The organism is Micromonospora eburnea, assembly GCF_900090225.1.
In the GTDB taxonomy this organism is placed as follows: domain Bacteria; phylum Actinomycetota; class Actinomycetes; order Mycobacteriales; family Micromonosporaceae; genus Micromonospora; species Micromonospora eburnea.
Genome location: NZ_FMHY01000002.1, coordinates 6,124,023 through 6,150,850 on the forward strand (window position 1 = coordinate 6,124,023; position 26,828 = coordinate 6,150,850).

19 protein-coding genes and 1 pseudogene are annotated in these 26,828 nt (G+C 75.0%); 8 read left to right on the plus strand and 12 right to left on the minus strand.

Annotated features, from left to right (window positions below):
* Positions 1 to 70: 70 nt before the first annotated feature.
* Positions 71 to 3,403 (minus strand): bifunctional lysylphosphatidylglycerol synthetase/lysine--tRNA ligase LysX, encoded by a 3,333-nt coding sequence (lysX, locus tag GA0070604_RS26535; protein ID WP_091127429.1) that lies wholly within the window; start codon positions 3,401 to 3,403, stop codon positions 71 to 73.
* A 159-nt stretch (positions 3,404 to 3,562) separates the two neighbouring features.
* Between lysX and GA0070604_RS26540 the strand changes: the two genes are divergently transcribed.
* From GA0070604_RS26540 to GA0070604_RS26550, 3 genes are all read left to right on the plus strand, one after another.
* Positions 3,563 to 4,933, plus strand: coding sequence for an FAD-dependent oxidoreductase (locus GA0070604_RS26540; RefSeq protein WP_091124380.1), 1,371 nt, complete (start codon positions 3,563 to 3,565; stop codon positions 4,931 to 4,933).
* A 133-nt stretch (positions 4,934 to 5,066) separates the two neighbouring features.
* Positions 5,067 to 6,488 (plus strand): WGR domain-containing protein, encoded by a 1,422-nt coding sequence (locus GA0070604_RS26545; RefSeq protein WP_091124384.1) that lies wholly within the window; start codon positions 5,067 to 5,069, stop codon positions 6,486 to 6,488.
* A gap of 142 nt (positions 6,489 to 6,630) precedes the next feature.
* On the plus strand, positions 6,631 to 7,503 hold the full coding sequence (locus GA0070604_RS26550) for an aminoglycoside phosphotransferase family protein (RefSeq protein WP_091124387.1): 873 nt from the start codon (positions 6,631 to 6,633) through the stop codon (positions 7,501 to 7,503).
* 45 nt (positions 7,504 to 7,548) lie between these two features.
* Here the strand turns inward: GA0070604_RS26550 and GA0070604_RS26555 are convergent, their stop codons facing one another.
* The gene (locus GA0070604_RS26555; RefSeq protein WP_091124391.1) at positions 7,549 to 8,358 is read right to left on the minus strand and encodes an Fpg/Nei family DNA glycosylase; all 810 of its coding nucleotides are present in this window, start codon (positions 8,356 to 8,358) and stop codon (positions 7,549 to 7,551) included.
* Positions 8,359 to 8,601: 243 nt separating this feature from the next.
* On the opposite strand from GA0070604_RS26555, the gene GA0070604_RS26560 reads away from it, so the two are divergent.
* Entirely contained in the window at positions 8,602 to 9,312 is a 711-nt protein-coding gene (locus tag GA0070604_RS26560) for a DMT family transporter (RefSeq protein ID WP_244162249.1), read from the plus strand.
* Positions 9,313 to 9,527: 215 nt separating this feature from the next.
* On the opposite strand, the gene GA0070604_RS26565 is transcribed toward GA0070604_RS26560, so the two are convergent.
* Positions 9,528 to 9,896 carry a winged helix-turn-helix transcriptional regulator gene (locus GA0070604_RS26565; protein WP_091124394.1) on the minus strand — a complete coding sequence of 123 codons (369 nt, stop codon included), beginning with the start codon at positions 9,894 to 9,896 and terminating at the stop codon, positions 9,528 to 9,530.
* Positions 9,897 to 10,000: 104 nt separating this feature from the next.
* Between GA0070604_RS26565 and GA0070604_RS26570 the strand changes: the two genes are divergently transcribed.
* The 3 genes from GA0070604_RS26570 to rocD all read left to right on the plus strand — a co-directional run bounded on the left by GA0070604_RS26570 (position 10,001) and on the right by rocD (position 12,842).
* The gene (locus GA0070604_RS26570) at positions 10,001 to 10,639 is read left to right on the plus strand and encodes an NAD(P)-dependent oxidoreductase (RefSeq protein ID WP_091124397.1); all 639 of its coding nucleotides are present in this window, start codon (positions 10,001 to 10,003) and stop codon (positions 10,637 to 10,639) included.
* A gap of 173 nt (positions 10,640 to 10,812) precedes the next feature.
* On the plus strand, positions 10,813 to 11,628 hold the full coding sequence (gene ddaH / locus GA0070604_RS26575; protein WP_208602353.1) for a dimethylargininase: 816 nt from the start codon (positions 10,813 to 10,815) through the stop codon (positions 11,626 to 11,628).
* Positions 11,628 to 12,842: an ornithine--oxo-acid transaminase gene (gene rocD / locus GA0070604_RS26580; protein ID WP_208602354.1), complete on the plus strand. Its 1,215-nt coding sequence runs from the start codon at positions 11,628 to 11,630 to the stop codon at positions 12,840 to 12,842. Before ddaH ends, rocD begins: the two co-directional genes overlap by 1 nt.
* A gap of 89 nt (positions 12,843 to 12,931) precedes the next feature.
* Here the strand turns inward: rocD and GA0070604_RS26585 are convergent, their stop codons facing one another.
* The 6 genes and pseudogenes from GA0070604_RS26585 to GA0070604_RS26610 form a co-directional block, all read right to left on the minus strand.
* Positions 12,932 to 14,095, minus strand: coding sequence for an FHA domain-containing protein (locus tag GA0070604_RS26585; RefSeq protein WP_091124400.1), 1,164 nt, complete (start codon positions 14,093 to 14,095; stop codon positions 12,932 to 12,934).
* A gap of 160 nt (positions 14,096 to 14,255) precedes the next feature.
* Positions 14,256 to 15,308, minus strand: coding sequence for a fatty acid desaturase family protein (locus GA0070604_RS26590; RefSeq protein ID WP_091124403.1), 1,053 nt, complete (start codon positions 15,306 to 15,308; stop codon positions 14,256 to 14,258).
* Between the two features lie 120 nt (positions 15,309 to 15,428).
* Positions 15,429 to 19,145: an SCO7613 C-terminal domain-containing membrane protein gene (locus tag GA0070604_RS26595; RefSeq protein ID WP_091124409.1), complete on the minus strand. Its 3,717-nt coding sequence runs from the start codon at positions 19,143 to 19,145 to the stop codon at positions 15,429 to 15,431.
* A gap of 47 nt (positions 19,146 to 19,192) precedes the next feature.
* Positions 19,193 to 19,513 carry a divalent-cation tolerance protein CutA gene (cutA, locus tag GA0070604_RS26600; protein WP_091127433.1) on the minus strand — a complete coding sequence of 107 codons (321 nt, stop codon included), beginning with the start codon at positions 19,511 to 19,513 and terminating at the stop codon, positions 19,193 to 19,195.
* A 45-nt stretch (positions 19,514 to 19,558) separates the two neighbouring features.
* Positions 19,559 to 20,578 carry a 1-acyl-sn-glycerol-3-phosphate acyltransferase gene (locus GA0070604_RS26605; protein WP_091124413.1) on the minus strand — a complete coding sequence of 340 codons (1,020 nt, stop codon included), beginning with the start codon at positions 20,576 to 20,578 and terminating at the stop codon, positions 19,559 to 19,561.
* A pseudogene (locus GA0070604_RS26610) lies at positions 20,578 to 21,410 on the minus strand (patatin-like phospholipase family protein). The gene GA0070604_RS26605 and the pseudogene GA0070604_RS26610 overlap by 1 nt, the downstream one beginning before the upstream one ends.
* A 175-nt stretch (positions 21,411 to 21,585) precedes the next feature.
* Between GA0070604_RS26610 and GA0070604_RS26615 the strand changes: the two are divergent.
* Positions 21,586 to 23,118 carry a serine/threonine-protein kinase gene (locus GA0070604_RS26615; RefSeq protein ID WP_091124418.1) on the plus strand — a complete coding sequence of 511 codons (1,533 nt, stop codon included), beginning with the start codon at positions 21,586 to 21,588 and terminating at the stop codon, positions 23,116 to 23,118.
* A 13-nt stretch (positions 23,119 to 23,131) separates the two neighbouring features.
* Here GA0070604_RS26615 and GA0070604_RS26620 read toward each other — a convergent pair whose 3' ends face one another.
* From GA0070604_RS26620 to GA0070604_RS26630, 3 genes are all read right to left on the minus strand, one after another.
* Complete coding sequence (locus tag GA0070604_RS26620) at positions 23,132 to 24,193, minus strand: glycosyltransferase family 4 protein (protein WP_244162250.1); 1,062 nt, start codon at positions 24,191 to 24,193, stop codon at positions 23,132 to 23,134.
* A gap of 126 nt (positions 24,194 to 24,319) precedes the next feature.
* On the minus strand, positions 24,320 to 24,988 hold the full coding sequence (locus tag GA0070604_RS26625; protein WP_091124424.1) for a BON domain-containing protein: 669 nt from the start codon (positions 24,986 to 24,988) through the stop codon (positions 24,320 to 24,322).
* A 163-nt stretch (positions 24,989 to 25,151) separates the two neighbouring features.
* Positions 25,152 to 26,741 carry a S1C family serine protease gene (locus GA0070604_RS26630; RefSeq protein WP_425256120.1) on the minus strand — a complete coding sequence of 530 codons (1,590 nt, stop codon included), beginning with the start codon at positions 26,739 to 26,741 and terminating at the stop codon, positions 25,152 to 25,154.
* Positions 26,742 to 26,828 lie beyond the last annotated feature (87 nt).

The window sequence follows — 26,828 nt, forward strand, 5'->3', positions numbered from 1 at the left end:
TGGGTCGGGAGCCCGCCGGATCGGGACGCAAACCTCTTGATCAACGACGCCGGGGGGCGGGGGTGGGGGGTCAGGGGGAGTCGCGGAGCAGGGGGAAGGGGAGGGTCTCGCGGATGGAGCGGCCGGTCAGCAGCATCATCAGCCGGTCCACGCCGAGCCCGAGACCGCCGGTCGGCGGCATCGCGTACTCCAGCGCGGTGAGGAAGTCCTCGTCCAGCTCCATCGCCTCCGGATCGCCGCCGGCCGCCCGCAGCGACTGCTCGGTGAGCCGGCGCCGCTGCTCGGTCGGGTCGACCAACTCGGTGTACGCGGTGCCCAGCTCCAGCCCGAACGCCACCAGATCCCACCGCTCGGCCAGCCGCGGGTCGTGCCGGTGCTGCCGGGTCAGCGGGGACACCTCGGTCGGGAAGTCCAGGTAGAACGTCGGCCCCTCGGTCCGCGCCTCGACCAGCCGCTCGTACAGCTCCAGCAGCACCGCGCCGCGCCCCCAGCCCGGGTCGTAGGGCACCCCGGCGGAGTCGCAGAGCTTGCGCAGGGTGGCCAGCCCGGTGTCGGCGGTGACCTCCTCGCCCAGCGCGGCGGAGACCGCCTCGTTGACCGTCCGCACCGGCCACGCGCCGCCGAGTTCGACCGGCTCGCCGCCGGGCCGGCGGGCCACCGGCGTGCCGTGCACCGCCACCGCCGCCGCGACGATCAGCTCCCGGGCCAGCTCCCGCATGTCGTGGTAGTCGGCGTACGCCTGGTACGCCTCCAGCACGGTAAACTCGGGGTTGTGGCGGTGGTCGACGCCCTCGTTGCGGAACGCCCGGCCCAGCTCGTACACCCGCTCGACCCCGCCGACGGCGAGCCGCTTCAGATAGAGCTCCGGCGCGATCCGCAGGCTGAGCCGCAGGTCGTACGCGTTGCTGTGGGTGACGAACGGGCGGGCGTTGGCGCCGCCGTGCACCCGCTGGAGGATCGGCGTCTCCACCTCCAGAAAGCCCCGCCCGACGAGCGTGGCACGCAGGCTGTGCAGGGCGGCGCCGCGCGCCCGCAGCAGCTCCCGCGCGTCGGCGTTGATGGCCAGGTCCAGGTACCGCTGCCGGACCCGGGCCTCCGGGTCGGCCAGCCCGTGGTGCTTGTCCGGCAGCGGGCGCAGGCACTTGGCGGTCAGCCGCCAGTCGGCGACCCGGACCGACACCTCGCCGTGCCGCGTGGCGTACACCTCGCCGGTGGCGCCGACGTGGTCGCCGATGTCGATCGTGGTCCGCCAGCGGTCCAGGTCGTGTTCCAGCACGAGCTGGAGGTCGCCGCTGCCGTCCCGGACCGTGGCGAACAGCACCCCGCCGTGGTCGCGGACCAGCAGCACCCGGCCGGCCACCGCCACCGTCTCCCCCGTCCCGGTGTCCGGGGCCAGCCCGGAGTGCCGCTCCCGCACCGCCGCGCAGCGCTCCGTCCGCGGATAGCCCACCGGGTACGGCTCGATCCCCTCGGCGCGCAGCCGGTCCAGCTTGGCCCGGCGTACCCGGACCTGCTCGGGACGCCCGGTCGGGGCCGGCTCCGGCGGTACGGCCCGGACCGTCGCGGCGGCCGGCGGCACGAAACGCACCCCGCCGCCCGGCGGCGGCACCCCGTACAGCGGGGTGGGCCGACCGCCGGGGAGGGCGAGGAAGCCCTCGGCGATCGCCGCCGCGATGCCCACCCGGGCCAGTTCCCGGCGCTCCGCGAAGCAGAGGTAGCGGGGCAGCCAGTTCGGCTGGTACTTGGCGTTGGACAGGTAGAGCGATTCGAGCTGCCACCAGCGGGAGAAGAACAACAGGGCGTGCCGCCAGAGCCGGATGACCGGGCCGGCACCGATCCGCGCGCCCTGCTCGAAGACCGAGCGGAACACCGCGAAGTTCAGCGACACCCGCTCGACGCCCAGCCGGTGGGCGGCACCCAGCAGCGCGGCCACCAGGAACTCGGTGACCCCGTTCTCGGCCGCCCGGTCCCGGCGCATCAGGTCCAGCGAGAGCCCGTGCGCACCCCACGGGCTCAACGACAGCAGCGCCCGCACCCGGCCCTCGGCGTCCCGGGCGTCGACCAGCACGCAGTCGCCGTCGGCCGGATCACCGAGCCGGCCCAGCGCCATCGAGAAGCCCCGCTCGTTCTCGGTGTCCCGCCAGGCGCTGGCCAGCCCGGCCAGCCGGGCCAGCTCCTCCGGCGGGATCTCGGCGTGGCGTCGTACCCGGGCGACGTAGCCGGCGCGCTCCACCCGGTGCACCGCCTGGCGTACCGGCCGCATGTCCCGCCCGTCCAGGTCGAACTCGCGGGTCAGCAGGATCGCCTCGTCACCCAGGTGCAGCACCTTCAACCCGTGCCGCTGGTACGCCCGGGCCCCGGCCTCGCCGGTGCCCATCACGGCCGGGATCCAGGCGTACGCGCGCGCCTGCCCGAGCCACGCCTCGATGGCCGGGCCCCACGCCTCCGGGTCGCCCACCGGGTCGCCGCTGGCGAGGCTGACCCCGTTGACCACCCGGTAGGTGATCGCCGCCTTGCCGCTGGGTGAGAAGACGGCCGCCTTGTCCCGACGGGTGGCGAAGTAGCCGAGGGAGTCCCGCTCGCCGTACCGGGCGAGCAGCTCGCGGATCCGCTGCTCCTCGTCCGGGTGCAGCACGGCGTTGGCGCGCTGGGAGCGGAGCAGGGTGAACAGGCCGGCGACGAAGGCGACCGCGCCGAAGCCGCCGAGCAGCAGGTTGACCCACCCGGGCGCCTGCCCCCGGCGGGTCACGTCGAGCGTGATCGCGCCGCCGAACACCTTCTCGGCCGCGTACCCGAGCCGGTCCGACCAGGTGTGCAGGCTGCCCGGCTCGGCCAGAAGCAGCAGGTAGCCGAGCCCGACCGAGACCGCCGCCAGGCCGAGGAAGACGCCGAGCGCCCGCCAGGTGCTGCCGCGGCGTACCCGGGCGTAGAACTCCCGCCGAGCGGCGAGCAGCAGGGCCAGCGCGGCGGCGGCGAAGGCGATGCCGACCCACACCCCCACGGTCTCCAGGGTGGTGAAGAGTCGCTGCCCGGCGGCGGCGTTGAGCCGGTTGCTGCCGATCACCAGCAGCAGCACCCCGGCCAGCACGCCGACCACCAGGGTGAGGCTGAAGTACGCCACCAGCACCCAGTACGCCAGCCGCTTTCGGCGCAGCACCGCCGAGGCCAGGGTGCCGAGGAAGACCGCGTACGCCAGGTTGGCCGGCGCGGGCACCAGCAGGGCGTCGATCGCGGTGCGGACCGGCTGGAAACCCGTGCGGAAGGCACTGCTCAGCGCCGCCAGCGCACAGACCACCGCGACGGTCCAGAGCAGGGTGGCGAAACCCCGGGGCACCTGCCGTCGCCAGTCCCGGTCGGTACGCCAGGCCCCGGTAACCCTCCGCGGCGTGCTGCTCGGAGTCATGGGGCCTCCCTGGCTGTCGGTGGCGACGCCGGCCGACCCCATCGTAGGCACGCCGGCACTGCTCAGCCGGCTGAGCAGTGCCGTGGCAGGCGTGGCCGGCTCGGGTGAGCCTCGGCGGGAGCGACCCGAGGTCGATCCCCGCGTGCCAGGATGGATCTCGTGGCGGAACGGCTGGTCGTCGTCGGCGGGGACGCGGCCGGAATGGCGGCCGCCTCCCAGGCCCGACGCCGCCGGGACGCCGCCGAGCTGGAGATCGTCGCCTTCGAGCGGGGCCACTTCACCTCGTACTCCGCCTGCGGCATCCCGTACTGGATCAGCGGCGTGGTGCCGGACCGGGACCAGCTCGTCGCCCGCGACCCGGTCACCTTCCGGGAGCGGTACGACATCCACGTCCGGCTGCGACACGAGGTCACCGCCATCGACCTGGGCCGCCGCGAGGTGGTCGCCCGCGACCTGGCGGGCGGCGGCGAGGTCCGCGAGCGGTTCGACGCCCTGATGTACGCGACCGGAGCGACGCCGGTGCGGCCCGGGTGGGCGTGCGGCGTCGCCGGGGTGTTCGGCGTGCAGACACTCGACGACGGCACGGCCCTGCTCGACTGGTTGGACGGCGAGCCCCGGCCCCGCCGCGCCGTGGTGGTCGGCGGCGGCTACATCGGCGTGGAAATGGCCGAGGCGCTGCTCCAGCGCGGGCTCTCGGTCGAGCTGGTCGAGCAGGCCGACCAGCCGATGTCCACGGTGGATCCGGACATGGCCGAGCTGGTCTCCGCCGCGATGCGCCGGACCGGCATCGTCATCCGTACCGGCCTGACCGTCACCGACCTGCGGGAGCGGGACGGCCGGATCGTCGCCGTGGACACCTCGGCCGGGCCGATCCCGGCCGACGTCGTGGTGCTCGGTCTCGGCGTACGCCCGAACACCGCGCTCGCCGAGGCCGCCGGCCTGCCGATCGGCCCCACCGGCGGGGTACGCACCGACCGCCGGATGCGGGTGCCCGGGGTGCCCGGCGTCTGGGCGGCCGGCGACTGTGTGGAGACCCTGCACCGGGTCAGCGGCATGCCGGTGTACATCCCCCTGGGCACCCACGCCAACAAGCAGGGCCGGGTGGCCGGGATCAACATCGGTGGCGGGTACGCCACGTTTCCCGGGGTGATCGGCACGGCGGTGACCAAGGTCTGCGACCTGGAGGTGGGGCGGACCGGGCTACGGGAGCGGGACGCGCTGGCGGCCGGCTTCGAGTTCGTCTCGGTGATCGCCGAATCGACCAGCCGGGCCGGCTACTACCCGGGCGCCCGGCCGATGACGGTCAAGCTGATCGCCGAGCGGCCCAGCGGCCGACTGCTCGGGGCGCAGATCGTCGGCTGGTCCGAGGCGGCCAAGCGGATCGACGCGCTGGCCGTGGCGCTGTGGAACGGCATGACGGTGGACGAGATGACCGCACTGGACCTGGGCTACGCCCCGCCGTACGCCCCGGTCTGGGATCCGGTGCTGATCGCCGCCCGCAAGGCCGTCGACGCCCTCACCGACGGGTAAGGAGGGGCCCCCTCTTAACGCCTGGCGTATAGCAGGGGCCCCTCCTAACACCCGCTCTTTGTCGGGGGGCGTGGTTAGCGTGTGCGCGCTGTCCCGGTGCCGGTTCCGGTGCCCTTCCCCTCGGAGGCATCCCATGTCGCAGGAGACGACCTACCTCGAACTGTCCGAAGTGGACGGAGGAGCGCACAAGTTCTACGAGGTCGTGGTGGAGGACACCGCCATGACCGTGCGCTACGGCCGGATCGGCGACCAGGGTCAGGTCAAGACCACCAGCTACCCGGACAACGCCCGCGCCCGCGCCGCCGCCGCGAAGAAGATCGGCGAAAAGGTCCGCAAGGGGTACGCCCCGGCGGTGCGCGGCGTACGCCAGAAGCGGACGGTCTCCCGCCGGCAGATCGTCAGCACCCGCTCCACCGCCCGCACCGCCCCGGTCCTCTGGCGGTACGACTCGGGCGCGCCCGCGTTCGGCATCTTCGTCGACGGGCAGCACTGCATGGTCGGCAACGAGCACGGGGTGATCACCACGTTGGACCACGACGCCCGGGTGCTGAACCAGGTGCGGCTCCCCGACGGGGTGAAGTGCATCGTCGCCGACGACGCCTGGATCTACGCCGGCTGCGACGACGGCAACGTCTACGACCTCTCCGGCAAGGTGCCCCGGGTGGCGTACGCGATCGCCCCGGACATCGACATCTACTGGCTGGACATCCACGACGGCGTGCTCGGCGTCTCCGACCGCGAGGGCGGCGTCGCCGCGGTCGACCACGAGGACGAGTTCCTCTGGCGCCGGCCGGGGCGGGGCCGGTACGCCTGGATGGTCCGCTGCGACAACGACGCGCTCTACCACGGTCACACGCAGGGCGTCACCGGCTACGACTGGCGTACCGGGCGGGAGTTGTGGCACACCCCGACCGGGGCGGTGCTCTTCGGCTGGCAGGAGCGGGACACCGTGTTCGCCGGCACCGGCACCCGAGAGGTGGTGCGGCTGCGCAAGAACGGGCGCGCCGAGCAGACGTACCGCTGCGACTCCGCGGTCTTCTCCTGCGCCACCGCCGAGGGCGGCCGGTACGTCTTCGCCGGCGACAACGCCTCCTCGATCTACTGCTTCGACGCGGCCGGCAACCGGCTGTGGAAGCTCGGCACCGGCTGCGGCTCGGCGTACTCGATGCAGTATCACCAGGAGCGGCTCTACGTGGTCACCACCAGCGGCCACCTGGCCTGCATCGACGCCAGCGAGCCGGCGATCCGGGCCGCCGAGGCGGGCAGCGTGCCGGAGGTCGTGGACGTCAAGGCCCCGGCCCGGCTCCCCGAGCCGGCCGCCTGGACCACGGTGGAGGTGACCACCGACGACCGGTCCGGCGTGGTGGTGCAGTGCGTCGAGCAGGGTGGCCGGCTGCGCGTCCACGTCCTCTCCGACGGCTACCGGCGGGACTGGTCGGTGCAGTTCCCCAAGGGCATCCGGGAGCCGGGCGCCCGCTACCTGGTCACTGAGATCCGCGAGTCCGGCCGGGGCGGGTTCTACCGGGCGTACGGGGACATCCGCCGGCTGCGCTGAGCCGCCCGGCGGCGGCGACGAGAGGGAGACGCCGCTACCCCGTTGCCCGCGCCCGCTGGTTGACGCCGCCCGCGCGGGGCGGTGGCCGTCGCCGCCCCGTGCCGGTTGTTCATGAACGGGACGCAGGACCGAGGATGGCCGGGTGGAGATTCCTGAGAGCTTGCGGTGGACCGAACAGACCCCGGCCGGCCGGGCGTGGCGGGCGGCGCTGCCGGGCCGGCTGGCGGAGTGCGTCGAGCGGTGGGAGCTCCGGGCGGTGGGACGCCCCTTCGGGTACGCCTTCGCCTCGCTGGCGGTGCCGGTCGAGCTGCCCGACGGCACGGCGGCGGTGCTGAAGCTCCAGTACCCGGACGAGGACAGCGTGCACGAGGCGACGGCGCTGGCGCACTGGGCCGGCCGGGGCGCGATCCGACTGCTGGCCCACGACCCGGAACGGCGGGCGCTGCTGGTCGAGCGCTGCCTGCCCGGCACCCCGCTGTACGAGCTGCCCCTCGACGCGGCCCTGGACGCGGTGGTCGAACTGCTCCCCCGGCTCGGCGTGCCGGCCGGCCCGCCGTTCACCCCGCTCGCCCAGGAGGCGGCCGGCTGGGCGGAACGGATGCCGGCCAACTGGGACCGGGCCAACCGCCCGTACGAGCGGCGGCTGCTGGACGTAGCGCTCGGGCTGCTCGCCGACCTGGTGCCGAGCCAGGGCGAACAGGTGCTGGTCAACCAGGATCTGCACGCCGGCAACGTGCTCCGGGCGGGCCGGGAGCCGTGGCTGGCCATCGACCCGAAGCCGCTGGTCGGCGAGCGGGAGTTCGCGCCGGTGCCGATGGTGCGCGGGGCGGAGCTGGGGCACTCACCCGCAGCGGTCCGGCACCGGCTGGACCGGCTCAGCGCCGAGCTGGGCCTGGATCGGGAGCGGGTACGCGGCTGGACGATCGTGCACACCACGGCCTGGAGCATCGGTGGGGATCAGGTGTTCCCCGGCAACATCGAGGTGGTCCGCTGGCTGCTCACCGACTCGCTGTGAGAAGGGTGCCCTTCTCTACCGGAGGCGTTAACAGGGGGCCCTTCCTTACCGCCCCTGGCAGGTGGGGCACCAGTAGAGGTTGCGGCCGGCCAGCTCGCCCCGGCTGACCCCGCTGCCGCAGACGTGGCAGGGCGCGCCGGGGCGGCGGTAGACGTACACCTCGCCGCCGTGCCGGTCGACCCGGGGCGCCCGGCCCATCGCCTCCGGCAGGTGGATCTCGCGTACGGTGTCGATCCGGCCCCGCTCGACCGCGCGGGTCATCAGCACGACCAGGTCGGCCCAGAGTTCCCGCCAGCCCGCCGGAGTCAGTTCGCGGCCGGGCAGGGTGGGCGGCAGCCCGGCCCGGAACAACGCCTCGGTCACGAAGATCAGGCCGGTGCCGGCCACCACAGACTGGTCCAGCAGCAGCGCCGCCAGCGGAGTGCCGCTGCGCCGGATGCGCGCGTACGCCCGGTCCGGGTCGGCGTCGGCGCGCAGTGGGTCCGGGCCGAGCCGGTCACGCAGCGCCGCCACCTCGGGCGGGGTGAGCAGTTCACAGGCGGTCGGGCCGCGCAGGTCGAGCCAGTGCCGGTCGCTGTGGAGGCGCAGCCGGATCTGCCCCACCGGGGACGGGGGCTCGCCGGGGCCGTCGGCGAACTTCCCGTACAGCCCGAGGTGCACGTGCAGGGTCAGCTCAGCGGCGTAGTGGTGGAGCAGGTGCTTGCCGTACGCCTCGGTGCCGTCGAGGACGCTGCCGGTGAGCCGGGCCGCGCCCTCGGCGAAGCGGCCCTGCGGGCTGGCGGCGTGCACCTTGTCGCCGGCGAACAGCTCGGCGTGCCGGGCCGCCAGGCGGTGGATGGTGTGTCCCTCTGGCACGGACGCCAAGCATAGGCCGGACCAGGCGCTTCGAGATCGTTGGCCGCTCGGGATGCCGCAAACGGTGGTCTCCGACGACCCGAAGACCACCGTTTACCGCAAACCGGGTCGGGCAGGCGCTGGCCGCCGACGGTCGCGACGGGTGTCGACGGGTGTCGACGGGTGTCGAACTCCCCGGCGCCGGGTATCTCCCGACCGTGATGCGCGGCCTCCGCGCACTGATCAGGAGGTGTCGACGTGAAGATGATGCCCGGCCGGAACGCCCCGGCACAGTCCCGGAACGCCCCGGCGCGCAGTGCGGACGTGAACGACGACGGCGTCACCGACGCCCGCGACGGCGGTCCACGCACCGGCACCGCGGTCGTCCGGGGCGAGAAGCACACCGTCGACCTGGACCGGGACGACCGGCCGACAACGACGGACCTACCCGGCGACAACCGGCCCGACCGGCCGGCCGCAAGCGACCACCCCGGCGACCGCCGGCCCGACCGGACGACAGCGACGGACCTGCCCGGCGACAACCGGCCCGACCGGGCGGCCGCAAGCGACCTCCCCGGCGACCGCCGGCCCGACCGGCCGGTCGAGGAGCCCGACGGCGAGTCGCGGAGCGCCCCGGTGGCCCTCGGCCCGAAGCCCCGGGCCAGCCTGCTGGCCACCTTCGGGCTGATCGTGTCGGTGGTCGGCGCGTTGTTCGTACTCTCCGGCACGCTCGCCGGGTACGGCATCGGACTCGGCGCGGTCGGTGCGGTGCTCGCCGTGCTCGGCCTGGTCGCCACCCGCCGGCGGCACGTGGCCGGCACGACCGACGCGCTGGTCGGCGTGGTGATCGGCCTCGCCGCCGTGGTGCTCGGCATCGTCGCGCTGACCGGTCGGTTCGACTGGCCGACCACGGACGGCGAGTGGGTCGGCCGGTTCCGGGAGTGGCTTGACTCACAGCTTGCCGCGATGTTCTGACGGGCACTGATCGGCTCGCCGGCGGTGCGCCGGCACCTGCGACAACTCCAGGCCCCCATTCGGCCGCCGCCGCTCGGCGGCGCTCGGGACCGGAGGAGGGGCGGCCTGACGCCGCGCCGCGACCTGGAGCCGTCGCCGACCGGTCTGGTGGTTCACCAGCCGGGCACATCCTCTTCGGGGGCGGCGGTTCGCCGCCCCCGAAACATTTTCCCGGCTCAGTCCGCCGCCTTGACACCCTCGCGCGCGTCGATCAGCTCGTCCAGGTGCTCCCGGGCCCAGGCGCAGGCGACCTCGATCGGACCGAGCAGGCTGCGGCCCAGCGGGGTCAGCGCGTACTCGACCCGGCGGGCGGGTGCGACGTGGACCGTGCGGCGGACCAGCCCGTCCTGCTCCAGCTTCCGCAGCGACCGGGTCAGCACCTTCGCGGTGACGCCGCGCAGCGGCACCCGCAGCTCCGAGAACCGCCGGGGTCCGCCCTCCAGGCAGCGGATGATCATGCCGGCCCACTTGTCCCCGAACCGGATCGGCGTCAGGTCCGACGGGCAGAGTTCGTCGAACATGTCCGGGGCGAGCGGCGCGGCCATGCGCCCACCGTAGTCGGTATCCCGGTGGAAACCGGCCCTCCGGATAGCGTCCGCAGCGACCGGCCGGCGACCACGCCGGCCAAGGGGTGATGAGGGGTACGTCGATGAGCAGAATCATCGTCTTCGGCGCCGGGGGCCGGGCCGGCCGGGCGGCGGTACGCGAGGCGCGCGACCGGGGGCACGAGGTGACCGCCGTGCTCCGCGACCCGGCCCGCCATCCCGACCTGACCGGCGACGGACGGGTGACGGCGGCCATCGGGGACGTCACCGACGCGGACCGGGTCGCCGAGTTGGCCGCCGGGCACGACGCGGCGGTGCACGCGGCGGCCGACCTGTCCGTGCCGGCCGACGTCTTCTTCCCGGCGGCGGCGCGGGCGCTGCTGGGCGGCCTCGGCCGGGCCGGGGTGGACCGACTGCTGGTGGTCGGGCTCGCCTCGGTGCTGCCGACCGCCGACGGCGTACCGCTGTTGGACACGCCGGGCTACCCGCAGGAGTACCGGGCCTTCGCCCTCGGGCACGGGGCGGGGACCGAGGTGCTGCGGCGGGCCGGCACGGCCGTCGACTGGCTGGTGCTCAGCCCGGCCGGTGACTTCGACCACGGCGGCACGCCGACCGGCCGGTACCGGTTCGCGCCGGCCGAGGCCGCGAGCCGCATCACGTACGCCGACCTGGCGGTGGCGCTGCTGGACGAGGTCGAGGCGCCCCGGCACCGGCAGGTTCACCTCGGGGTGGAGCGGGACTGACCGCCGACGCAACGATCCACCGTGAGAGGCGTGCCAGACGCAACGTTTCGACGCGGAACGCAACTTCTCGCGGTGGATGTCGTCGGCCTGGCCCGCATACCGTTGGACCACGGCGCCAGCCCGTGGGCCGACCGTGGCCGGGCGCGCCCGACCCCTGGGAGCACGACATGACGATGGACGCGACCCGCCAGCGCCTTCTGATGTGCCGGCCGACGTACTTCGCCGTCGACTACGCGATCAACCCGTGGATGGACCCCACCGCGCCGGTGGACGCCGACCTGGCGATCCGGCAGTGGGAGCAGCTCCGCCAGACGTACGTCGACCTGGGCCACGAGGTCGAGCTGATCGACCCGGTCCCCGGCCTGCCGGACATGGTCTTCGCCGCCAACGGCGGCACGGTGATCGACGGCAAGGCGATGGCGGTGCAGTTCCGCGACCCGCAGCGCGCCGACGAGGCTCCCGCCTACCGCGCCTGGTTCGAGGCCGCCGGCTTCGAGATGTACGACCCGAAGCACATCAACGAGGGCGAGGGCGACATCCTGCTGGTCGGCGACCAGCTGCTCGCCGGCACCGGGTTCCGCACCGCGCACGCCTCGCACGCGCAGTTGCAGGAGGTCTTCGGCTACCCGGTGGTCACCATGCAGCTCGTGGACCCGCGCTTCTACCACCTGGACACCGCACTCACCGTGCTCGACGAGCAGACCGTGGCGTACCTGCCGGAGGCGTTCTCGCCGGGCAGCCGCGCGGTGCTCCGCCGGCTCTTCCCCGACGCGATCCACGCCACCATGGCCGACGCCGAGGTGCTGGGGTTGAACGCGGTCAGCGACGGGCGGCACGTGGTGCTGCCCGCCCAGGCCACCGACCTCGCCGCCAAGCTGCGCGACCGGGGCTACCACACCATCGGGATCGACCTCTCCGAGCTGCGCAAGGCCGGGGGCGGACCGAAGTGCTGCACGTTGCGACTCCGTCAGGGAAAGGCAGTCAAGTGATCATCGACGACATGCTGCGGACGCCCGCCGCGGTACGGGACGCAGAGCGCCACACGGCGCACAACTACCACCCGCTGCCCGTGGTGATCTCGTCCGCCGAGGGCTCCTGGTTGACCGACGTGGACGGTCGCCGCTACCTGGACTGCCTGGCCGGCTACTCGGCGCTGAACTTCGGCCACCGGCACCCGAGGCTGATCGAGGCCGCGCACGCGCAGCTCGACCGGCTCACCCTGACCAGCCGCGCCTTCATCCACGACCAGTTCGCTGACTTCTGCCGGGAGCTGGCCGAGCTGTGCGGCAAGGACCTGGTGCTGCCGATGAACACCGGCGCCGAGGCGGTGGAGACCGGCATCAAGGTCGCCCGCAAGTGGGGCTACCAGGTCAAGGGCGTGACCCCGGGCCAGGCGAACATCGTGGTCGCCGAGGGCAACTTCCACGGCCGGACCACCACCATCGTCAGCTTCTCCACCGACGAGGACGCCCGCGCCGACTTCGGGCCGTACACGCCGGGCTTCACCGTCGTCCCGTACGGCGACCTGGACGCGTTGACCGCCGCGATCGACGAGAACACCGTCGCCGTGCTGATCGAGCCGATCCAGGGCGAGCAGGGCGTCGTGGTGCCCCCGGAGGGCTACCTGCCGGGCGTCCGCCGGGTCTGCACCGAGCGGAACGTGCTCTTCATCGCCGACGAGATCCAGTCGGGTCTGGGGCGGACCGGCGCCACCTTCGCCTGCGACCACGAGGGTGTCGTCCCGGACATGTACCTGCTGGGCAAGGCGCTCGGCGGCGGCATCGTGCCGGTCTCCGCGGTGGCCGCGAACGCCGACGTGCTCGGTGTGCTCAAGCCGGGCCAGCACGGCTCCACGTTCGGCGGCAACCCGCTGGCCTGCGCCGTCGCGACCGAGGTGGTACGGCTGCTCGCCACCGGCGAGTTCCAGCGACGCTCGGCCGAGCTGGGCGAGCGGCTGCACGCCGGCCTGCGCGGCCTGATCGGCAGGGGCCTGGTCGCCGTCCGGGGCCGGGGCCTGTGGGCCGGGCTGGACATCGACCCGGCGCTGATGACCGGCCGGGAGGCCTGCGAGCGGCTGATGGAGCGCGGCGTCCTGGCCAAGGACACCCACGGCTCGACCATCCGGCTCGCCCCGCCCCTGGTGATCACCGAGGAGGAGATCGACCACGCCGTGGCCCAGCTCGCCGCCGTCCTCAAGAGCTGAGCACCCGCCCCGCTGATCATGAAGTTGTTGTCGCGACACCTCGGGCGCGCGACAACAACTTCATGATCGATGCGGCCCCTGGGGCGGGGCTAGGAGCGGGGGAGGCGCATGGCCATGGTGGGGGCCTCCGCCATGACCGAGTTGGGGGTGTACTTGGCGTCGCTGGACAGGTCCGCGGCGCGGCCGACCTGCACCCCCGGATAGAGCTCGACGATGTCGCCCTGGGCCAGCACCCGGGACTGCTGCGGCGCCAGCGCGATCCGGTCCGGTTCGGCCATCGAGCCGCCCGGCCGTACGCCCGAGCCGTTGGTGCTGGTGTCGGTGACGACCACCTCGCCCCGACCTGGACCAGTCGCCCGCAGCTCGAACCGGACGTGGCTGCGGCTGATCCAGCGCCGCGCCTCGTCGTTGAGCCACTGGCCGAGCACGACCCCGCCGGAGGAATCCGGCGCCCGCCCGACCAACACCGGCTGGGCCTCGGTCAGCGCGAAGCGCCGCCGGACCAGCCCGCCGATCCGCACCGCCAGCACCTCGGTACCCGGCCGGGGACCGGCGTCGCCAAGCCGGGTGCCGTGCCGCGGGCAGGTCGGCACGCCGTTGCGCAGGGCGGGTGGCGGCTGCCCGGCCGGGGCGCGGTCGACCCGGGCCAGGTCGGCGAAGGCGCCACCGCCACCACCGCTGCCGAAGAGCGCGCAGCCGGACTCGGGGCAGCGCCACTGCCGGGCCAGCAGCTTCACGCCGGCCGGCGACCGGCCGCCGGTGGCCGGGCTCTGCCCGCCCCCGACGTGCGCGATGAACACCGGGCCACCGGCGCCGGGCACCGGGGCGAGCACCCGCCCGGCCTGACCGAGCCACGGGTAGCGGCCGCTCAGCCCGTCGAAGCGGACCCGGCTGAGCACCGGCAGCCCGAGCAGGTCGGCCACCTCCAACACCCGGTCGCCGGGGTGGTCCAGCACCTCGACCAGACCGTCGTCGGCCCAGCGTCGGACCACCATCCGTTCGTTGGAGGTCAGGTCGGCGTCGGAGAGCAGGGCCCGGTGCACGATCGCGTAGACCGGGACGCTGTCCTCCTCCAACTGCCTGGACAGGGCGTCGATCACCATGCCGAGCCGCAGCAGGCTGGCCGGCCGCCCGCCGTCCAGGTCCTGCCAGCGGATCACCTCGGCCAGGTCCACCACGGCCCGAGCCAGCGAGGGGTCGGTGCAGACCCGTCCCTCGATGGCGTCGAGCACCTTGCTGATCTCGAATCTCATGCGGCACTCCGGACGCTGTCGTCGATCCACCGGGTCGGGGTTGGCCCACCCGGCGCGTCCCGCACCGCCTCAGCGGTGAGCACGTCTGCCATGCGCCGACCCTACCGGGCACCGCGGCCCGGCCCCGGCACGGCCTGAGCAGGCCCGGGGCCGTCGGCGGTCACCCCGCGCGCAGCGGGCGGCCGACCTCGTGCAGGTGGGCCAGCGCCTGGCGGTACGACTCGACCAGCCCGGTCTCCGCGTACGGGATGCCCTGCTCGGCGCAGTACGCCTGGACGATCGGCTGGGCCCGGCAGAGGTTGTCCCGGGGCATGTTCGGGAAGAGGTGGTGCTCGATCTGGTAGTTCAGTGCGCCCAGCGCCACGTCCACGAACCGGCCGCCCCGCACGTTCCGCGAGGTGAGCACCTGCTTGCGCAGGAAGTCCAGGTCGTCCTCGGCGGTCGGCATCGGCATGCCCTTGTGGTTCGGGGCGAACGCGCAGCCCATGTAGAGGCCCCAGAGCCCCTGGTGAACGGCGACGAAGAGCAGCGCCTTGCCGGGCGACATCACCGTGAACAGCAGGCCGAGGTAACCGGCGGCGTGCGCGACGAGCAGCAGCGCCTCGGCCGCGCGGTGCCGCACCGGGGTGCGCCAACGGCCGTCCGGTTCCCGGCCGACCAGCGCCTGCACGCTCGACACGTGCAGGGCGAGCCCTTCGAGCAGGAGCATCGGGAAGAAGAGCCACGCCTGCCGCCGGGCCAGCCACCGGCCCAGCCCCCGGGTCGCCGCCGCCTGCTCGTACGTCCAGACCAGCGCGCCCGCCCCGACGTCCGGGTCCTCGTCGGTGTGGTTCGGGTTGGCGTGGTGCCGGTTGTGCTTGTCCACCCACCAGCCGTAGCTCAGCCCGACGGCGAGGTTGCCGGCGACCAGTCCGGCCAGTTCGCTCGGGCCGCGCCGGCGGAACATCTGCCGGTGGCCGGCGTCGTGCCCGAGGAACGCGACCTGGGTGGTGGCCACGGCCATCCCGACCGCCAGCAGCAGCTGCGCCCAGGAGTCGCCGACCGCGACCACCACCGCCCAGCCGGCCAGGAAGGCGCCCAGGGTGAGCCCGATCCGGACCGCGTACCGGCCCGGTCGGCGGGCGAACAGCCCGGCCTCGGCGACCCGGCGGGACAGTCGCGCGTAGTCGCTGCCCCGCCGCGCCGGTGGCGCCGTCAACGTCGATGAGGTCATGCCGATTCCAGCTCCCGGTCCGTGCGTCGCGCCGGCCGCGCGACGCTGCGTGACCAAGTCTGGCCGGAATAGTAGCTCTCGGTAATCCCGGCAGCACCCCAGCCGCAGGTGGGGTTAGCCCTACCCCATCCGTCCGACCACGGCGCGCAGCCGGGCCAGGTCGCGCCGACGCCGCTCGTAGGTGGCGGCGAGCGCGATCAACGCCAGCCCGCCCAGACCGAGGAAGATCCAGCGGGGCAGCAGGTCCCAGCCCCGGGCCAGCTCGTGCAGCGCCAGCGGGACCAGCGTGGCCGCGCCCAGCAGGACGGGCGCCTGCCAGCGCCGGACCGCCCCGCCGAGCACCGCACCCAGCGCCACCAGGCCGAGCGCCAGCCGGCGGCCCGGCTGCGGGTCCGGCGCCGCCAGCACCGACACCAGGCTGGGCAGCAGCGCCGCGGCGAGCCCCGGCCCGAGCGCCAGCCAGCTGTTGAGGCCGGGCCGGGTCCGCAGCGCCACCAGCCCCGCGCCGAGGGCGAGCGCCGCCGCCGGGACGGTGTACGCCTCCAGCACCGTCACCCCGCCGGCGGCCAGCAGCAGCCAGCCGCCGAGCAGTTCGCTGCCGCCCGCGACGCCGGCGAGAACCCACCGTCGGGCCGGCGACTCGCCCCGTCGCACCACGCGTACCGCCACGACCGCGCCCCACAACGCGCAGACCGCCGCCGCGTGGCGCAGTGCGCCGACGGTGAGCAGCAGCGCCAGCAGGGCGACCGCCTGTGCCGCGACCTCCAGGGCCGGCGCACCGGCCGGGCCGGCCCCAGGCGCCCGGATGCCGACGGCCGCCCGGGACGGCGACGTCAGGCCGGCCGTCCGGGCGCGCAGCAACGGCGCGGCGTGCAGGGCCGGCGCCGCCACGGCCAGCACCGCGAAGGCGGCGGTACGCAGCGGCAGCCCGGCGGCCAGCGGCGCGGTCACCGCGAAGCCGGTGGCCGCGACCAGGGCCAGCAGCCAGCCGGCGAGCCGGATGTCGGCACGCCGCCCGACCGCACCGACCACGGCCGCCGCGACGACCACCGCGCCCAGCCCGACGAGCGTCCCGGCGCGGGTGGCGAGCAGCCCGCCCAGCCCGGCGACGCCCAGCGCCAGCCCGAGCGGCACGGCGACCGGCACCAGCGGCGGGCGCGCCCCGGCGAGCGCGGCCACCAGCAGCACGGCCAGCCCGGTCCCGAACGCCACCGCGGGCACCACCGGCCAGGGCGCGCCGGCCGCCGCCAGCAGCACCGGCAGGGCGATCGCGCCGAACGGCAGCGCGACCAGCGCGGGCAGCCACCAGCCGCCGCCGCGACGGCTCCGGCCCGCCCCGTCCGACGCCCCGCGGCGACCGGGAGCCGCCGCCGTCTGGGCGAACGCCCCGTCGGGACCGGGAGCCGCCGTCGTCTGGGCGAACGCCCCGTCGGGACCCGGAGCCGTCGTCGTCTGGGCGAACGCCCCGTCGGAACCCGGAGCCGTCGGGGCGTGCGCCGCGCCGCGACCGGGGGACGTTGCCACCCGGGCGTACGCCGCGCCGGCGGCACCGAGCAGCAGCAGCGCGAGCCCGGCCCGGGCCGCGCCCGGCCCGGGCGTCGTGGCCGGCACCCCGGACCAGACCGGTACGGGCAGCTCCAGCAGCACCCGCAGGGCTGCCGGGGCGGCGGCGAGCAGCGCCAGCCCGGCCAGCCCGGCACCGACCACCCGCGGCGCGCCACCGGGACGGGCCGCCCCACCGGAGGTGAGGGCCAGCAGCACGCCCGCCGCGGCATAGAGCGCCACCGGTTCGGCGCCCGGTACGACCAGCGGCGCGGAACCGACCGCGGCGAGCGCGACGGCGAGACCGGTCGAGGCGTACCGGTGCAGGTCGGGCCAGTGTCGACGGACGGCGGGGACGGCGATCACCAGCACCGCGACGGCGGCCGCCGCGCCGCGCAGCTGCCACCAGGGCGGCGCGCCGATGCCGAGCAGCGCGACCGCCACCCCCGCCGGTACGGCGAGCAACGCCACGCCCAACGCCACGCCGGCGACGGCCCGCTGCGCCGCCCCGCCCCGGCGGCCCCGCGCCGCCACGGCCGGACCGACGGCGGCGAGCACGGCGAGCGCCGCACCCGCCCCGGCCGGCTCGGCGCAGCCGACCAGCAGGGCGTGTCCGGAGAGGACCGCCGCGGCCAGGGCGGAGAGCAGCACGGTCGGGTGCCGCCGGCTCGGCCGGAACACGGCACCGACCAGCAGCGCGGCACCGGCGACCAGGTCGAACGCCAGCACCAGCGGCCACGGGGTGGCCGCCACCGCCGGCGCGGCCAGCACCGCCAGCGCCGCCCCGATCGCCCCGACCGCCGGCCGGGCCGCCCGGGGCACCAGCAGCGCCACCGCCCCGGCGGTGAGCAGCACGGCGACCGGGAGCTGCCAGCCCCAGGACGGGGTCGGGAACGTCCGCTCGCCCTGCCAGGCCGGGAAGGCGGCGACCGCACCGGCACCGGCGACGAGCGCGGTGAGGACGGTGGCGACCTGGCCCAGCCCGGCGGCGACCACGAACGCGCCCACCCGCGGCCCGACCCGCAGCCGCGGTGGCAGCGACCGCACCGCGCCGGCCGACCCGACCACGACCAGCCCGGCCGCCACCAGCAGCAGCCCCGGGCGCAGTGCCGCGACCGGCCGGATCAGCGCGGTGGCCAGCACCGGCACCAGCAGCCCGGCGGCGACCGCCCGGTGGACCCGGTGGCCGGCCGCCAGCGCCCCGGCGAGCAGGGCCAGCGCCACGAGCACGAGCGGTCCGCCGGCCAGCAGCGGGGTGCCGGCCGTCCGCCCGCGCACGAGCGGCACCAACGCGCAGCCGGCCGCGGCGGCGAGCGCGGCACCGTGCCCGACCCAGCCGAGCACCCAGCCGGCGAACACCACCGACGTCCCGCCGGGCGCCGGCGCGATCCGACGCCGCAGGACCACCACCACCGCGAGGTCGCCCAGCGCCAGGCCGGTGAGGACCAGCGCCCAGCCGGCGGCCGACGGCTCGGCTGCGGCCACGGCCAGCGGCAGCACCGGCTGCGCGACCAGCAGCGCCGCGAACCACGGCACGGTGAGCCGGCTGAGCCGCGCGTACCCGGCGGCGACCGCCACGCTGGCCCCCCCGACCAGCGCGGCGTACCGGCTCCCCGGCCAGCCGGCCACCCCGAACAGATCCACCGACCAGGCGGCGTACCCGTCGAGGAGCACCAGCAGCAGCCCCACCGCGGCGAACGTCTCGGCGGTGCCGCGCAGCCCACGCCGGCGGGCCAGCAGCGGCCCGGCCAGGGCGAGCGCGGTGAAGCCGAGCAGGATCAGCGCCCGGCCGCCGACCCCGAAGGCAGCCCAGGCGACGGCGGTGAAGACCACCGCCGCGGTGCCGAGCAGCAGCCCGCCGAGCACGAAGAGCAGGCCCTGCACGGCCCGGGTCGAGGTCTCCGCGCCCCCGGGCCGCGGGGCGGCGGCCGGCGCCGGACCCGGGAACGGCACCGGCCCGACCGGACCGGCCACCGGCAGCGGCCCGATCGGGCGCGGCGGCACCGGAACGACCGGGGGCGGCGGCACCGGCCCTGCCGGGCGCGGCGCGGGAATCTCCAACCGGATCCGCGCGGCCAGCTCCGCCCGGAGCTGCCGGGCCGTGCCGAGCCGGGCGGCCAACTCCTGGTACGCGGCCCGAGCGTGCTCGACCTGCGGCGTCAGCGTGGCGATCTCCCGGTCCAGCCGAACCACCTGGGCCGCGGGCGGGTACGGCGGGCGACCGCAGCCGGGACAGCCGGAGGCGAGATCGGCGGGGGCGCCGCAGCCGGGGCAGGGATAGCCGGTGTTCTCCACCCGGCCATCATCGTGACCGGCGGGCCGGCCGGACAGAGTAGCGGTACCTAGGAGCGAACCTGCTCACGCACCCAGGCCGCGTAGTCGGGGTTGCCGCTCTCCACCCGGGTCACCAGGATCTCCGGCACCTCGTACGGGTGGTTGGCGCGGATCTGGTCGACCAGCGCGACCACCCGGTCCGGTGTGGTCTTGAACCGCACCGACCACTCGGCCGTGGTCTGGATCGCGGACTGCCACCAGTAGGTGCTGTCCACCTGGCCGCCGACCTGGGCACACGCCGCCAGGCGTCCGGCGACGGCGGCGGCCGCCAGCACGTCCGCGACCCGCCGGGAGTCCACCACCGTCGTCACCACGCAGATCTGCTCCACGGACCGCACGATACGTGGGCTTCTCGCCGGTCCGCCGCAACCCGCTCAGGCGGCGGGGTCGTCCCGGTGCGCCGCGATCCACCGGTCGATCCGCGCCCACCAGTCGAAGAGCCAGTCGATGCGCTCCTGTTGCCCGGCGGGAATCTCCTCCGGCGGCACCGACCAGAACCGCATCACGATCCGCTTGTCCATCGGCAGTTCCCGCCACACGTCGGTGACGGTGAGCATCCGGTCCAGTCCGGTGTGGGCGACGAAGATGACCCCGGCCTGCGGGGCGGCGTCCAGGGCGGCCAGCAGGCCGCCCGGCTGCGGGGCGAGCACGTGCCGCATCCGCTCGGCGCGGGCCGCCATCCGGTCCAGCCCGAGCGCGCGCAGCCGGGCGATGGCCCGTAGCCGCCGGTCGGGAGTGAAGTTGCCGCCCTCCGGGAAGATCACGAACGCGTCGTCGTCGTCCAGGTCCTTGGCGAGGTGGCCGATCTGCGCGACCGCCGCCTCCCGACCGTCCGGCCCGGCGGCGATGAACCGGTTGGGCAGCCGGTTGAGCAGGACGTCGATCGCCGGGTCCCACTGGAGGCTCTCCTTGAGCACGATCCGCGGTTCCCGGTGGAACCAGTTCACCAGCGCGTGGATCAGGATGAACGAGTCACCGGGCCCGGCGTGCCGGCAGATGACCAGCTCAGGACGGCCGGGCAGGGCGACGTCCGGGTCGGCGCCGGACACGTCGATGCGCAGCCGCAGCGCCCAGCGCGAATGCCAGAACAGCACCCGCAGGAACCAGCCGGCGAGGCGGTAGTGCGCCCGTTGAAAGGCCGGTGACCGCTTGTACGCACCGAAGCCGGAGGCCAGCCAGAGCGCGAAGAGGGCGAGCAGCGCGGCCGCGTCCCACACCAGGTAGACGGTGCCGATCCAGAGCAGCCGCAACGGGCGCAGTCGCCCCGGCACCAGCGGCGAGGCGGCCAGCGCCAGCAACGCCCAGGCCGGCAGCGAGGTCACCACGACGAACGCGAGCAGCACCACGCCGGGGGCCAGCAACAACCGGCGTACCCACCGGGGCGGCAGCGGCATCAGCGCTCCAGCCGGCTGTCCAGATAGCGGCGGGAGGCGGTGTACGCGCGGCTGATCCGGCGCCCCACCGCCGCCAGGTCCCGGTACGCCCACGGGCTGTCCTCGCGCGGCTCCAGCCCGCCGGTGGGCAGCACGTGCACCTCCACCCCGGGGGCAGGGCCGCCATCTCCCGGGCGAACCGGTGTCGCCGCGCGATCTCGAAGGCCACCTGGGCGATCTCCCACGGTCGGCGGGGTGGGCTGAGCGGACGCTCGATCCGGCCCACCTGGAGTACGAAGACCTGCCTCGCGCCGAGGGCGACCGCCTCGCCGACCGGGATGGAGTTCACCACCCCGCCGTCGATGTAGTGCTGACCGTCGATCTCCTTGGGCGGAAGCAGCCCGGGCACCGAGGCGGAGGCGAGCACCGCCGGCACCACCGGGCCACTGTGGAACCAGTGCTCGGCGGCGCGCTCGATGTTCGCCGCGCAGCAGCGAAACGGAACCTTCAGGTCGGCGAAGGTGGTCTCCTCGCCCAGCTCGTTCTCCAGCAGCCGGCGCAGCGGCCGGGGCGAGTGCAGGTGGGTACGGGCGGCGAACCGGCGCACCTGCCGGGCGATCGAGTCGCCGTACACCTCGCTCGCCTCGGGGGAGGCCCAGAGCCGGACCAGCCGGTCGGTGACCGCCTCGGTCGGGTCGGCGGCGACCAGGGCACCGTTGACCGCGCCGATCGACGTGCCGAGCACCAGGTCGGGCCGGATCCGGGCGCGGAACAGGGCCCGGAGCATGCCCACCTCGACCGCGCCGAGCACACCCCCACCGCCGAGCACGAACGCCACCGGACCGCCTGCCATGCCGTTCATCCTGGCACGCCCCGGGTAGGGCGGCCCGGCCGGAGCGGACCGGCCCGCCCCCGCGCCGCCCTTGGGCAACCCTCGGAACGGGCCCTGCGACAACGGACCGGACGGCCGTTGACACGATGGACACATTCCCGCAACCTGGAACCGCTCCCAACCAGGCAGGTGCGATGTGAAGGCGTCACTGCACGCCGGCAGGTTGCTGGCCCGCAGGTACCGGCTCATCGACCAGATCGGGGCCGGCGGCATGTCGGTGATCTGGCGGGCGCGGGACGAGGTGCTGGACCGGATCGTCGCGCTGAAGGTGCTCGCCCCCTCGCTCGCCGCCGACACCCGGTTCCGCGACATGGTGCGCGAGGAGGCCCGCTCCGCCGCGCAGCTCGTGCACCCGCACGTCACCGCCGTGCACGACTACGGCGAGACGGTGGCGCCGGACGGCGGCATCACCCCGTTCGTGGTAATGGAGCTACTCAACGGCGAGGAGCTGGAGCAGCGGCTGACGGCCGGGCCGCTGCCCTGGCGGGAGGCGGTGGAGATCGGCGCCCAGGTGGCCGAGGCGCTGGCCGCGGCGCACCGGCTCGGCATCGTGCACCGGGACGTCACTCCGGCGAACGTGATGATGACCCAGGTCGGCGCCAAGGTGCTCGACTTCGGCATCGCCACCCGGATCGGCGCACCCGACGAGGACGAGGACGGCGGCACATTCGGCACCCCGGCGTACGTGGCACCGGAGCGGCTGGACGGGGCGCCGGCCCAGCCGGCCACCGACGTCTACTCACTCGGTGTGCTGCTCTTCGAGGCGCTGACCGGTCAGCCGCCGTACCCGGCCGACACCTGGGAGCAGGTCGGCACCGCGCTCGCCGAGGCGGGGCCGCTGTCGCTGGACGGCGTACCCGGGTTGCCGCCGGCGGTCGCCGACGTCTGCCTGCGCTGCCTGGCCCGCGACCCGCGGCGGCGGCCCACCGCGCACCAGCTGGCCACCGTGCTACGCGACCAGCTCCTGCCGGCCGACCCGCAGGCCGCCACGATGCTCGCCCCGACGATGACCCTGCCGGTGGCCGCCCCGGGGCCACCCGGTCCGGCCCGGCACCCCGTGGCGGGGCCGATCCCGGTCGCCGCCGCCCCACCTGTACCCGCGTCCGACGATTCACCCGCCGCGCCGGGCAGCGACGCCCGCGGCGGGCGGCGGCGGGGCGGCGCGCGGCGACCGCGGTCCCTGCTCGTGGTGGTGGGCGTGGTGGTGGCCGGCGGCGGCGCGCTGCTGACCCCCACCCTGCTCCCGGAGCGGGAGCCGTCGCCCGGCGCGCTGCCCACCGCGGGGCCGACGGTGGCCCCCTCCACGGCACCGTCGAGCCCGCACCCGACGCGCACACAACGACCGCCCCGCTCACCCCGGCCGGCCCCGGCGACCAGCAGCGCCGCGCCGGTGCCGACGGCCGGCGGGCTGATCGAGGCGGCCAACCGGATGGACGGGCTGATCGAGGCGGGGCTGGCGGCCGGCCAGATCCGCCACGACGTCGGCGTCGACCTGCGGAACCTGCTGCGCAACGCCATCGCCGCGACCGGCGATGGCGCGCTGACCACCGCCGTGGACCGGCTCCGCACCAAGATCGGCGAGCGGCAGCGCGAGGGCAGCATCAGCCCGGGGTACGCCGAGCGGCTCGACGCGGCCGCCGCCCAGCTCGTCGCGGCCCAGGCTGCCTAGAGTTCCTGGCCGGTCAGCGTGCGGTGACCGGCACGGGAGCCCGTTGACCGGCCAGACCCGCGCGGGTGGCGAGGAAACTGCGGTAGACGGCCTCGTAGCCGACGGCCATCCGCGCCGCGGAGAAGTTCTCCGCGACGTGCGCCACGCAGTCGGCCGGATCGAGGCGGGACGACTCGATCAGCGCCGCCGGCAGTTCGTCGGGGTCGTCGCAGACCAGCCCGGTCAACCCGGGGCGCACCAGCTCCGGCACGGCACCCCGGCGCAGCGCCACCACCGGCGTACCGGTCGCCATCGCCTCCACCATCGCCATGCCGAACGGCTCCTCCCACCGGATCGGCATGATCAGGCAACGGGCGTCGACCAGCAGCCGCAGGGCCGCCTCCCGGTCGGCGTTCAGCACCAGGGTCACGTCGTCGTCCAGCAGCGGCTCGACCACCTGCTCGAAGTAGCGCCGCTCCGCCGGCTCGTTGCACTTGCCGGCCAGGGTGAGCGGCAGGCCGGCCCTCCGGCAGGCACGGATCGCCACGTCGGGCCCCTTGTCCGGGCTGAACCGGGCGAGCCAGAGCACCGGCCCGCCGCCCGGCGCCCGCTTGTGCGGGAAGTCTCCCAGCGGCATCGCGTTGTGCACCGTCCCCACCCAGGGCAGCCCCGGGTTCGCCCGGCGCTGGGCGTGGGAGATCGCCACCAGCCCCACCCCGCGGTCGGTGTCGCTGAGCACCGTGCCGTACTCCCCCACCGGGTTGCCGTGCACGGTGGCCACCGTGGGCACCGCCCGGCGGCCGGCGACCAGTGGGCCGATGGTGGTGTGGTCGTGGATCACGTCGAAGTCGGCGGGTTCGACCAGGTGGTTGATCCGGGCCAGGTGGGCCAGTTCGGGCAGGGACTCCCCGAGCCGGGCGTACTGGAGTTCCGGACCGGTGGACACGAAGTCCGCGGTGGTGCCGTGTTCGCGGCCGGTGCCGAAGACGGTCACCTGGTTGCCCCGTTCGACCAGGGCGTCCACCAGGCCGGCCACCACCTGCTCCAGCCCGCCGTAACCCGGCGGTGGCACCGACAGCCACGGCGGCACCACCATCGCTATCCGCAACGGCCGAGCCCGCGAGCGGTCCGACGGTGGGTGGTTCACGGCCACGAGTCCTCCCCCGATGGTCCCGGCATGTGATCAGCGGCGCTTTCCCGGCCTGACCGAGAGCAAACGGACTCAGCCGGCCACCACGATCCGGTCCCGCACCTCACGTACTCCGGGGGTGGCCCAGGCCGCCCGTTCCGCCTCCTCCCGTTGCCACCACGAGCGGACCACACCGTCGAGCACCACGGTGTCCCCGGTGACCCCCACCCTGATCCGTTCCGTGCCGGTCCGGCGCAGCAGGACCCGTTGCAGGTCACGGCGGGTCTGCTCGTCGCTTCCCGCTGCGGGTGGCCGGACCTCGACCAGGTTGGTGACCCCGCGTACGCCCCGCAGGCGGCGCAGCTCCCGCTCGGCGGTACGCCGCTGGAACCCGTACTCCACCTCGCCACGGAGCATGATCCAGCCGTCGGCGACGGTCACGTCCAGCCGCTCGGCGGGGATGAAGCTGTCCCACTCCAGCGCCCGGCTGGCCGCGATCGCGATGTCGGCGTCCGTCCGCTGCTCGGCGACGGGCAGGCGTACCTCGATGTCGCTGGCGACGGCCCGGACTCCGCGTACCCGGTGCGCGCAGCGCTCGGCCGCCCAGCGGAGGGCGAAGCTGTCCACCTGGCCGGTGAGCGTCACCACGCCGTCGACCACGGTCACCCCGATGTCGGTCGGCCGGGTCTGCGCGTCCCAGTCCAGCTCGGCGAGCACTTCCCGCTGGATCTCCGGATCGGTACGGACGGCGGTGGTCGTCATGGCGTCCCCTCCCGTGCGGTTCCCGGTCAGTCGAGGGTGCCGCCGGACGGGGTGAGCCGGGCTCACCCGGACCGGGTGGGAAACAAGAAGCGGCGGCGGGTGACGGAGCCAACCCCCTTGACTCCGTCACCCGCCGCCAGTGGAGGAGGCAGGTCTGTATCCGTTAGGACGTCTCAGTGAGCGTCACGGTTGCCGTCTGGTCCGATCCGTTTCGCTTGAACTGCACCTCGACCCGGTCGCCGACCTTGCTCGACTGGACGGCGCCCACCAGATCGTTCGAATCCTTGATCACCTTGTCGCCGAACCGGGTGACCACGTCGCCCCGTTGCAGCCCGGCCTTCTCGGCACCGCTGCCCGGGAGGACCGAGGTGATCAGCGCGCCACCGTCCTCGGCGGCGTTCACCTGGACCCCGAGCGACGGGTGGCTGACCTTCTCGCCGCGCTGGAGCTTGCCGGCGACGTCCTTGGCCTTGTTGCTCGGGATGGCGAAGCCGACGCCGATGTTGCCGTTGCTGCCCTGCCCGGCGGTGGCGATGGCGGTGTTGATGCCGATCACCTCGCCCCGGGTGTTGACCAGCGCGCCGCCGGAGTTGCCCGGGTTGATCGGGGCGTCGGTCTGGAGCAGCCCGGAGATCGAGCTGGCCCCCTGCCGCGGGTCCATCTGCTGGCCGCTGTCGCCGGCCTGGATGGTGCGGTCGCGGGCGCTGAGGATGCCGGCCGTGACCGAGCCCTGGAGGCCGAGCGGGCTGCCCAGGGCGAGCACCTGGTCACCCACCTGCATCGCGTCGCTGTCGCCGAACTTGGCCGCCTTCAGGCCGCTCACCTCGCTGGCCTGGACCACCGCGAGGTCGGTCTTCGGGTCGGTGCCGACGATCTTCGCCGGCGCGTTCTTGCCGTCGGCGAAGACCACCTTCACCCTGTCACCGCTGGCGGAGGCGACCACGTGGTTGTTGGTCAGCACGTACCCGTCGGCGCTGAGGATCACCCCGGAGCCCTCACCGCTGTCCGTCATGATCGTGACGATGCTGTCCTGGACGGAGGCGGCGATCTGCGGCAGGTCGGCGGGGTTGATCACGGGCGCCGCCGAGTAGTTCCGGGTGATGGTGGTACCCGAGTTGTCGTTCAGGGCGAGCGCGAGCGCACCGCCGGCCACCCCGGAGCCGAACATCAGCGCCAGGGCCAGGGCCCCCACGCCGACGAACTTCGCCGCCCGGCCCGGGCGCGGCGCGGGCTGCGGCGAGCCCCACGGCGGGACCGGCTGACCGGCCTGGTGCGGCTGCGCGCCGGGATACGGCTGGTACGACGGAACGGGCCCGCCGGCCGCCGTCTGGTAGCCGGTGCCGTAGTGCGCGCCGGTGCCCTGGTGCGGGCCGGCGGCCCAGCCGGCCGGCTGCTGCTCCCCGTACCAGGGGCCGGGCTGCTGCGGCTGCCCTGAGACCGGGTACGGCGGCGCGGACGGGGTCTCCGTCGGCCGGGCGTACGGGCTGACGGGCGGCGCCGCCTCGGTACGGCCGGCGTCGAAGCCAGCCGGGGCCTCGGCGCGCCCGGAGTCGGTGGTGGCCGGCGCGTCGGCACGGGCGAATTCGGTGGTGGCCGGGGCCTCGGTGCGCCCGAAGTCGGTGGTTGCCGGCGCGTCGAAGGCGGCCGGGGCCTCGGCGCGGCTGGCGTCGGCGGCGGTCCCGGCGGCCGGGGAGTCGGCCGGAACCGGCGCGGCGGCCGGGGCGGGGGTGGAGTCCGAGGGCCCGCTCCCCATGCGGGTCAGCTCGGCGGTGGGATGCGACGGCTCGGCGTCGGCGAGAGCCGGCGACCGCTGCGGGTCGGTCTCGTGGTCGGTCATGTA